We start from the raw sequence: 9398 nt of genomic DNA on the forward strand, positions 1-9398 counted from the left end.
AGGTGTGACCCGATGCATCGAAGTGCCGAGTCCCGGCGCCTGACAAACTCCTGGAGGTGCACGCCGCCGTGACTCGGGATCAATCTAGAAACCGGTTGCTAGGGAGTCAACGCCCCCGCTCACCTGCGGTCATTCGAAAGTTTCGATGCCGCAGACGCCTAAGAGTCTTGGCCGAGGGGCGCACGTGTCAGCTGCGGCGCGGATCGGACTCCGTGCGCGGCGGCGCTGTGCTCGCGCGCTGCACCAGCCACGTCGGCAGCTCCGTGCGGGTGCTCTCCGGCTGCTCGCCTGCCATCAGCCGCACCAGAAGGCGTACCGCCATGGCGGCCATCTCCGAGAGCGGCTGGCGTACGGTCGTCAGGGCCGGTGTGGGCCAGCGGGCCTCGGGGAGGTCGTCGAAGCCGACCACGCTGATGTCGTCCGGCACCCGAAGGCCGCGCTGGGCCAGCGCCTCGTACACGCCGAGAGCCATCTTGTCCGAGCAGACGAAGACGGCGGTCGGCGGCTCGGGCAGGTCGAGGAGCTCGAGCATCCGGCGCCGGGCGACGACCTCGTCGAAGTCGCCGTAGCGGACGTACTCGCGACGGGGGCGCACCCCCGCCGCCGTGAGCGCGGAGCGGTAGCCGGCGACGCGGGCGCTGCTGCACAGCTTGCGCCGGTAGCCGCCGATGACGGCGATGCGCTCATGCCCGAGGGAGAGAAGGTGTTCGGTGGCGGTGACGCCGCCCTGCCGGTTGGCCGCGCTCACCGACATCACGCCCGGCGGCGGCTCGAGGACCGGGTCGATCATCACGAACGGAATACGGTGCTGGTCGAGCCAGGCGTACTGGGACGGCGTCAGCTCGGCCAGATTGAAGAGCACTCCCGACGAGCCGCGCGTCGTGAGCTTGTCCAGCCAGCCGGGCTCCGGGCGCCCGCCCCAGCTCCGGGTAAGGCCCGCCGAGACCACCACCTCCAGGCCCGCGTCGTGCGCCGCCTCCTCCACGCCGTGCAGTACCGCGCCGGACCAGGAAGTGTCCAGCGAGTGCACGACGAGGTCGACCAGGCCGGGTGTCCTCGTCGCGTCGAGGCGGGGTCTTCGCACATAGCCGAGCCTTTCCAGTGCCTCGGTGACCCGGCGGCGCGTCTCGGGCGCCACGTCCTCCCGGCCGTTGACCACCTTCGACGCGGTCGGCACGGACACCCCGGCAGCGCGGGCCACGACCGCCAGCGTCGGCCCGGTCGTCGTGCTCCCGGCACGCACCATCGCGGCTCACCTCCCAGGCCCGTCCCGAGGGCCGGTGACATCCTCGAACGCGTCGCTCTCGCAGCGGAAACACCAGCTGCGCAGCAACCGATTCCTACACTAAGCCCACCTCAACACGGCGTGAAGATGCGGGGATTCACAGGGCTGCGAGGGGCCCAAGGCTTCGAAACCTCGAACAGCCGGGATGTGGCCGGCCACTGGTCCGGCACCGGTGTAGCGCCCTCAGATGCAGAGCGAGACAAGGAATTCTTCAACCGCGTGGACCCGGGGCCAGTTGCGTATGACGGGTGCTGCGCGCCACCACGGTCACTTGAGGGCTCCCATCGTGACACCGGTCCGCCAGTAGCGGCGCATCGCGACCATCATGACGGCCATCGGCACGATGGACAGCAGCGCGCCCGTCAGCACGAGGCTGGTCACGTCGATGCCCGACTCCAGGCGCTTGCCGGTCCAGTTGTACAGACCCAGGTTGAGCGTCCAGTTCTCCTCGCCGCGCAGCACGGTCAGCGGGAGGAAGAACGCGTTCCAGGTGTTGACGAAGGCCAGCAGGAACACCGTCGCGCCGCCCGTGGTCATCATCCGCAGCACGATGCTGAAGAAGATCCGCAGCTCACCGGCGCCGTCGATACGGGCCGCCTCGAGGAGCTCGAACGGGATCGTGGCCTCGGTGTACACCTTGGCCAGGTACACACTGAACGGGTTGATCAGGCAGGGGATCAGCATCGCCCAGGGGGTGTCGACCAGACCGATCGCCGAGAACATCAGGTACAGCGGCAGGGTGAGCAGCGCGATCGGGATGAGGAAGGAGCCCACCACGGCCGCGAACACCACGCCCCGCCCGGGGAAGTCGAAGCGGGCAAGCCCGTAGCCCGTGGCGAGGGCGATGAGGGTGCCGCCGAGGGAGCCGACCCCCGCGTACAGGAACGAGTTGGCGGTCCAGCGCAGGAAGATGCCGTCCTCGTACGTGAACACCTGCTGCAGGTTTTCCCACAGGTGGAAGTCGGAGAACCACAGCCCGTTGCTCTGGTACAGCCCGACGCGGTCCTTGGTCGCGGCGACGATCAGCCAGTACACCGGGAACAGGCTGTAGGCGCTGGCCAGGACCAGACCGACCAGCAGGAAGCGCTGGCCGCCCCGGGAGCGCGCGGCCGGGTCCGGGCGGGTGCGCCGCCGCACGGTGCGCCCGGGAGGTGGCACGGTGCCGGTTTCCATGCCGTTTTCCTTACGGTTTTCCGTCAGCGCCATCAGTCCGCCTCCCTCGAGGTCAGCCGGTAGAAGAGGAAGGACGCGAGGCCGAGGATGAGGGCGAGGAGCACCGACAGGGCCGCGGCGTAGTGGTAGTTGGCGGCGTTGAACGCCTGGTTGTAGATGATCATGATTGGGGTGAAGCTGTCGCTGACCGTCTCAGGGGTCACGTTCCGGAACAGTGCGGGCTCGTTGAAGATCTGCAGCATCTGGATGATCGACAGCAGAGCGGTCAGGACGAGCGCGCCGCGTACGAAGGGGACCTTGATGCTCAGCGCGATCCGCAGCTCCGAGGCACCGTCAAGCCGCGCGGCCTCGAAGAGCTCACGGGGCACGCCCTGGAGCGCCGCGTAGATGATCACCATGTTGTAGCCGATGCCGTGCCAGGTCAGCAGGTTGCCGATGGCCGGCCACACCATCGAGGGCGCGAAGAAGTTCCAGTCGAACCCGAACAGCTCGCCGAGCGGCGTCAGGGGGCCCACCTCGGGGCTGTACAGGTTGACCCACACGATGGCCGCGACCACCCCGGGAATCATGTACGGGACCAGCAGCAGGATCCGGAACCGGCCGGCCACCTTCGAGGTGACCGCGTCCAGGAAGAGCGCCAGCACCAGGCTGATGAGCAGCATGAACGGGATCTGGACACAGGCGAACAGCACCACCCGCAGGATGGACATCATGAACGCCGAGTCGGTCAGGCCGTTCTCGTAGTTCTCAAGCCCGACGAACTCCGTGGTCGCGCCGCCGAGCCCCAGCCCGGACTGCTTCTGCAGGAACAGCGACTGGTAGACCGCGTAGCCGATCGGAAGCAGGTAGAGGAAGACGAAGCCGAGCTGGAAGGGCACCGTGAACGCGGCACCCTTCCAGCGCTGGGAGCGAATCATCGAGTGTGCCTCAGCCCTTGACGCTGATGCCGCGCTGCTTCAGGTCGTTGACCGTCCACTCCTGCATGTGCGCCAGGAGGTCGGTGACCTTCTGCTTCTTGCTGACGACCTTGGCCCACTCGTCCTGCATCTCCGTGAACATCGCGGTCCAGTTCGGGCCGAAGGTCCAGTCGTCGGTGATGGTGTTCATGCTGTCCGTGACGACCTTCTGGGCCGGCTCGTAGTTCTTGCCGAGCAGCTTCTCGGGGATCGCCTGGGGGACGTACTCGCTGGTGTCGGCCAGGGCGGGCATCACACCGCTACCGGTCTCGGGGCTCGCCATGGTCTTGACCGCACCGGGGTCGGTGGACATCCACAGCGCCGCCTCAGCGGCCTGCTCCTTGTTCTTGCACTTCTCGGTCACCAGGGTCAGGTTGCCGCTCTGGTTGGTCGCCGCCGGCGTCTTGGGCGCCTCGCCCTTGTACGTCGGCCAGGGGGCAAGCGCCCACTCGCCGAAGGACTTGGTGAAGTTCTGCACCATGCCGGACATCTGCCAGGTGGAGATCTGGCGGGTCACGGTGCCGGCGTTGTCGTAGTTGCGCTGCACGGCCGTGTAGTCCGCGAACGAGAGCTTGGAGTTCAGGTCGTTGTCGATGATCTCCTGGATCACCTTCGCCGCCTTGAGGCTGCCCTCGTCCTGGAAGTTCACCACCCAGGAGTCTCCGTCGACGGAGTACCAGTGCGCTCCGGCCTGCATGGCGAGCACCTCAAGGGTGCTCGGGTCCTCACCGGCATAGTTCGTGATCTTGATGTCGTGCTTCTTCAGCACCTTGCCCGCGGCGATGAAGTCGTCCCAGGTCTTGGGCGGCTCCAGGTCGTACTTCTTGAAGATGTCGGTGCGGTAGATGGTGAAGGCCGGCGCCGAGGCGGTGGGGACACCGTAGATCTTGCCCTGGACCTGGCCGACGGCCCACGAGCCGGGGTTGAACTTGTCCTTGCTGGACTCGACGTACTGGGTGATGTCGGCGAGGGCGCCCTGCGAGACCCAGCTCGTGACGTACTCGCCGGTGTTCTGCAGCAGGCAGGGCGCGTTGCCGGCCTTGACGGCGTTCGTCAGCTGCTTCTGCATGGTGAGCTGGTCGGTGACCTTGGTGTACTTGAGCTGCACGTCCTTGTGGCTGGCGTTGAACGCCTTGACGACGGCCTCCTGGCCGTTGGCCCAGCCCCAGAAGTCGAGGGTGACCGGACCGGCGGACTTGGGCTCGGCGTCGGAGTCTCCGGATTCGGAGCCGCCACAGGCGGAGAGCAGACCTGTCAGCGCGAGGCCGGCGACTGCGGCATGGGCGAACCTTCTCCGGGGGCTGGTGGAGTTCATCGTACGGTCATCCTTTGAGACGTAGACGATCGCGGAAAAGAGGGGCGGCTCGGTGGGGCGACAGCGAGCGAGGAAGCCATCGGCTCGCGTCTCGGGAGCCCCTGCGGAAGGCGTAGAAAACGGTTGCTGTGAAACGTAGGTGTCTTGCTCCGCGTGACGCAAGAGCCCGACGGCAAATTGTTACGCCGGATTGTCCGCCACGTTGCGCCCCGCCGCGGCGTTGTGCGACCGGCATGGCGAGACGACTGTGCACGTCAGAGGCGTGCAGGGCGGCCCGCCATGCCACCCTGCGAACGGTCTGCGGCGTTTCGGCGCGTCGTCGAAACCGCTTACGTAACAAAAGACATCAGGCGCTACGGCTGGCGAGATGGGGGCACCTCGCAGGCTCTTAAGGCACTGGGGGAGGCTGGACGGACTGCCGTACGACGACATGCGTGCCCAGCACCAGATGGTCCCCGTCACCGCTCTTGCGGCGGCTGCCGCCGCCCTCGCGCCGGTCGGCCACCGCGCGCAGAGCGACGCGGCCCATCTCCTCGTACGGCACGTGGACGGTGGTCAGTTGGGGTGTGAGCTGGGAGGCCAGCGGGATGTCGTCGTAGCCGACGATCGAGACGTCCTCGGGGACCCTGAGCCCTGCCGCACGCAGGGCCTGCATGGCGCCCGCGGCGACCACGTCGGTTCCCGCGAGCACCGCCGTGAAGTCCAGCCCCAGCCGCAGGCTTTCCTCGACGGCGTCGTACCCGTGCTCGTAGTCGTAGGGGCCGTGCAGCACCATCTTCGGATCGAAGGGCACGCCGTACGCCTCGAAGGCCCGCCGGGCGCCCGTCAACCGGCCCTGGGCGGTGGTGAGTTCGGCGTGACCCGGCAGTATCAGGACGCGGCGGTGACCGGCGGACAGGAGGTGGCTGGCCATGGCGTAGGCGCCGCCCTCGTTGTCGTAGTCGACCGTCGTCGCCGGTACGTCGCCCTCCAGCGGGGGCCTGCCCACCAGCACGAGGTGCGAGCCGGCCGCGTCCAGAGAGCGGGCGAACCGGGCCATTCTCAGCTGGTACTCCTCGTAGTCGTACGCACCGCCGAGCAGGATCACCGCGGCGACGCCCTGCTGGCGCATGAGGTTGACCAGCGCGAGTTCTCGTTCCGGGTCGTCTCCGGTCGTGCCGACCAGGGAGAGCCAGCCGCGCAACGAGGCGGCGCCCTCCACTCCCTTCGCCACGTGTGTGAAGGCCGCACCGGTGATGTTGTTGATGAGGATGGCCACCGTCGGCGTGCCGCCGCCCGCGAGTGAACGGGCGTGGGCGTTGGTGACGTAGTCCAGGTCCCGCACGACCTTCATGACCCGGCGGCGCAGTTCCTCCGACACCGGATAGTTGCCGGACAGGACGCGCGACACGCTGGCGACCGAGACGCCCGCCCGCTCCGCCACGTGCCGGATGGTGGCCCGTCCGGAGTCGCCCGACGCCTTGCGCTCACTCACCGTTGCGGCTCCTTCACCGTAGCGACTCCCGCACCGGACGGGCAGAAGGCCCGCTCCCCGCCGGTGCCGAAACCGTATCCCATCGTTTCACCAAGGCAGAGCGGGGCGCCGATACCGCGTTCAGGCAACACGGACCAGGTCCGCATGTCGCACCTCGTGGGCCGGTGGCAGGCCCGCGGCAAGGTGTTCCAGCTCCTCGACGACGATGCGGCCGAGGCGCTCGAGTTCGTTGCCGAGCGAGCCGGCGATATGCGGCGTGAGGAAGACGTTGGGGAGGCTGTACAGCGGGGATCCCGTAGGCAGCGGCTCGGGTTCGGTGACGTCCAGTACCGCGCTGAGGCGTCCGGACACCAGCTCGTCGGCGAGCGCGGCCGGGTCGACCAGGGCGCCGCGCGAGGTGTTGATCAGCACGCCGCCGTCCCTGATGAGGGCCAGCCTGTCGCGGTCCAGCATGCGGTAGGTCTGGGGGATGTCGGGAGCGTGCAGACTGACGATGTCGCTGCGGCTCAACAGGTCCTCGAGCGGCAGCGATTCGGCGCCCAGTGCGGCCGCTTCCCCTGCGTCCACGTAAGGGTCGTACAACGCGACCGTGAGGTCGAAGAGCCGCAGCAGTTCCAGTACGCGGCGGCCCACGCGCGAGGCGCCGATGATCCCCACCCGGCGGCCGAGGTTGCCCGTGGCCGCGGTCTCCGTGGTGGACGGGTAGGTGTGGCTGTCGCGGAAGCGCTCGCGGTGGGCGAACGCGTCCTTCCCGGCGAGCAGGATCATGGCGAGCGTGTACTCCGCGACCGGCAGCGCGTTGCCCGTCGCCGCGCTGCAGACGGTGACTCCGCCCTTCCACAGGGCTTCGCCGACCAGCGAGCGGACGGAGCCCGCGGCGTGCAGGACGGTGCGCAGCCGCGGTGCGGCGGCGAGGACGTCCGCGTCGAGGTGCGGGCAGCCCCAGCCGGTGATCAGCACATCGGCCCGGGCCAGCGCCTCGGTCGCCGCGGGGTCGGCGAAGTCCTGCACGACGAGTGCCGCGTCGACCTCGGCCACGTCCTGGAGCCGTGCCATGAGCGGCGGAGGAAAGAGCTGCGGGAGGTGCACCGGATCCATGGCGAACACGGCCCTCGGCGGCTGGGCGCTGAGCATGACTCTCCTGAGGCTCGGAAACGTTTCAGAAAGCGTCTTCTACCGTAGATCTGATGCGAAGGGCGGGTCAATCGGCGGGAGTCATGTGGGGCCAGGCTCAGCTCGGCCGCGCCTGTTCGGGGAACGCACGTCAACGTTGAGGCGGGGCGCGAGCAGCAAGCTCGGACATCATGCTGCGAGTACGGCGGGCCCGGCCCCGTCGCGTCGTTGAGCGGTGACGGTGCCTGAGACTTCTCGTAATCGGTTACGCGACGTTCCCGAGGGGCTCGGCGAGTTCGCCGCTTGCCATGCGGTGATCCTGTGCATGCGGTGGTCCCGTGCACGCGGTGATCTCGTTCATGCGGTGATCCCGCTCATGCGGTTGAGCGCCGCGGCCAGGTCGGGTGTCTCGCTGAGGACCAGCGCGGCGCCGCCGAGCGCGCCGACGCGTGCGCCGAGACCCAGCTCGGCGGGTACGACGTCCACGTCACGGACGAGGGACAGGGCGTGGCGGCGTATCGCGTCCCTCATCGGGCCCAGGAGTACCTCGCCGGCCCTGGACAGTTCGCCGCCCACGACGATGCGTTCGGGGTTGAGCAGGTTGCACAGGTTGGCGAGGACCTGGCCGACCACGGTGCCCACGTCGGTGAACACCTTCTCGCCCGCGCGGTCCCCGGCCGCGGTTCGGGCGAGCATCTCCTCCAGATCGGTTTCCTCGCCGAAGGACGGCCGGAGTGCGGCGAGCACGGCCGGGAGGCCGGCCCGCAGCACCAGGCAGCCCCGGTTGCCGCACGGACAGGGCGCCCCGTCGACGCTCACCGACACATGGCCCAGCTCGCCCGCGGCGCCGACCGCTCCCCGGTACAGCCGTCCGTCGAGGATCAGCCCGGAGCCGATGCCGCTGGACAGACCGAAGTAGAGCAGGTTCGCCACGCCGCGGCCCGCGCCCCAGCGGGCCTCGGCCACGCCCTCGAGGCGGGTGTTGTTCTCGACGACGACCGGCAGGCCGAGCGCCTGCTGCAGCTCATCGGCGGCGTGCACATGTGACCATGGCTGGCCCGGCAGGGATACTCCGACGACTCCGGTCTCGCGGTGGATGGGGCCTGGCACGCCCACGCCGACGCCGATGACCTGCTGTCTCTCCAATCCAGCCGAGTCGAGGAGTCGTTGGAGGATCGACGCCCCGGCCTCGATGCGCTCGGCCGGCCCCGTGCCGGGGTCGAGGGTCGTGCCGGAGCTGGCGATCTCCCGCGCGGCGAGGTCGCTGAGGTGCACCCAGACGCCGTCGAAGGTGTGGTTCATTCCTGCCACGACGGCCGCTCGCGGATTGACCAACAACCGGTTTCCGGCCCGGCCGTCGAGATCGCCGTCCGGCTGCTCGTCGGACTCGGTGACCAGGCCGCGGGCCAGCAGCTCGCTGACGATCGTCGACACGGTGGTCCGGGACACATCTGCCTGACGCGCCAACTCCGCGCGGTGCAGGGGTCCTTGGGCTATCAGCAGGGCGATGACCTGCTCTTGGTTCGACCGCCGCAGGCTCCGCAGTGATCCTCCGGGCTTTCGGCTCATGACACAGAGGTTACCCATTCTTTTCGAAAGTTCGTCAAGACTCTTGACGCAGTTTCCGGACAGGAAGAAGCTCTGCCCCAACGCATGGCAACCGGTTGCCGACGCTCGGCCTCATGGCGGACGGGTCGACCCACGGTCGCTACTTCGAACAACTGGAAGCAGGAGGTGGTGCGTCCATGCACACCCGTGCCGGTGCTCTCATGAGCCGCCACCGATGTCTCGCACTGCCGGGAGACGGCTCCGCGGTCGGCGAACGCGGTGGCGGTGGCCCCATCCGCTCCTGACCGCGGACCTCGCCTCACCCGTGCGAGGGCCAGCCGACTTCCCGCGCCACACGCATTCCCCTTTGTCACCCTCACTCAGCAGTACATACCGCACGAAAGGCCTACACCTATGTCCACTTCCGGTACGGGTTCCCTCGGGCGGCGTCAGTTCCTCGCCGCCTCCGCCGGTGCGGCGCTCGCCGCGACAGCCCTGCCTGGCTGTGCCGCTTCCGTCGATGACGGTTCGGGT

Annotated in this window: 7 protein-coding genes; all 7 read right to left on the minus strand. The window is 68.5% G+C overall.

Annotated elements, in window-relative coordinates:
• Positions 1–187: 187 nt before the first annotated feature.
• The 7 genes from H1D24_RS19910 to H1D24_RS19940 all read right to left on the minus strand — a co-directional run bounded on the left by H1D24_RS19910 (position 188) and on the right by H1D24_RS19940 (position 8885).
• Complete coding sequence (locus H1D24_RS19910; RefSeq protein ID WP_181658957.1) at positions 188–1246, minus strand: LacI family DNA-binding transcriptional regulator; 1059 nt, start codon at positions 1244–1246, stop codon at positions 188–190.
• Between the two features lie 306 nt (positions 1247–1552).
• Entirely contained in the window at positions 1553–2491 is a 939-nt protein-coding gene (locus H1D24_RS19915; RefSeq protein WP_374064262.1) for a carbohydrate ABC transporter permease, read from the minus strand.
• Positions 2491–3375, minus strand: a complete 885-nt coding sequence (locus tag H1D24_RS19920; protein ID WP_181658959.1) for a carbohydrate ABC transporter permease — start codon at positions 3373–3375, stop codon at positions 2491–2493. The genes H1D24_RS19915 and H1D24_RS19920 overlap by 1 nt, the downstream gene beginning before the upstream one ends.
• A gap of 10 nt (positions 3376–3385) precedes the next feature.
• Entirely contained in the window at positions 3386–4729 is a 1344-nt protein-coding gene (locus tag H1D24_RS19925) for an ABC transporter substrate-binding protein (protein ID WP_181658960.1), read from the minus strand.
• Between the two features lie 388 nt (positions 4730–5117).
• Positions 5118–6203 (minus strand): LacI family DNA-binding transcriptional regulator, encoded by a 1086-nt coding sequence (locus H1D24_RS19930; protein WP_181658961.1) that lies wholly within the window; start codon positions 6201–6203, stop codon positions 5118–5120.
• A 120-nt stretch (positions 6204–6323) separates the two neighbouring features.
• Complete coding sequence (locus H1D24_RS19935; RefSeq protein WP_181658962.1) at positions 6324–7337, minus strand: hydroxyacid dehydrogenase; 1014 nt, start codon at positions 7335–7337, stop codon at positions 6324–6326.
• 336 nt (positions 7338–7673) lie between these two features.
• On the minus strand, positions 7674–8885 hold the full coding sequence (locus H1D24_RS19940) for an ROK family transcriptional regulator (RefSeq protein ID WP_181658963.1): 1212 nt from the start codon (positions 8883–8885) through the stop codon (positions 7674–7676).
• Positions 8886–9398: the final 513 nt, after the last annotated feature.

This window comes from Streptomyces himalayensis subsp. himalayensis, assembly GCF_013778455.1.
Lineage (GTDB): Bacteria > Actinomycetota > Actinomycetes > Streptomycetales > Streptomycetaceae > Streptomyces > Streptomyces himalayensis.

What these genes read in the sequence shown, in the direction of transcription:
- H1D24_RS19940 (WP_181658963.1), bottom strand. Translation starts at nt 8,885, where the DNA reads ATGAGCCGAAAGCCCGGAGGATCACTGCGGAGCCTGCGGCGGTCGAAC.
- H1D24_RS19925 (WP_181658960.1), bottom strand. Translation starts at nt 4,729, where the DNA reads ATGAACTCCACCAGCCCCCGGAGAAGGTTCGCCCATGCCGCAGTCGCC.
- H1D24_RS19935 (WP_181658962.1), bottom strand. Translation starts at nt 7,337, where the DNA reads ATGCTCAGCGCCCAGCCGCCGAGGGCCGTGTTCGCCATGGATCCGGTG.
- H1D24_RS19915 (WP_374064262.1), bottom strand. Translation starts at nt 2,491, where the DNA reads ATGGCGCTGACGGAAAACCGTAAGGAAAACGGCATGGAAACCGGCACC.
- H1D24_RS19920 (WP_181658959.1), bottom strand. Translation starts at nt 3,375, where the DNA reads ATGATTCGCTCCCAGCGCTGGAAGGGTGCCGCGTTCACGGTGCCCTTC.
- H1D24_RS19910 (WP_181658957.1), bottom strand. Translation starts at nt 1,246, where the DNA reads ATGGTGCGTGCCGGGAGCACGACGACCGGGCCGACGCTGGCGGTCGTG.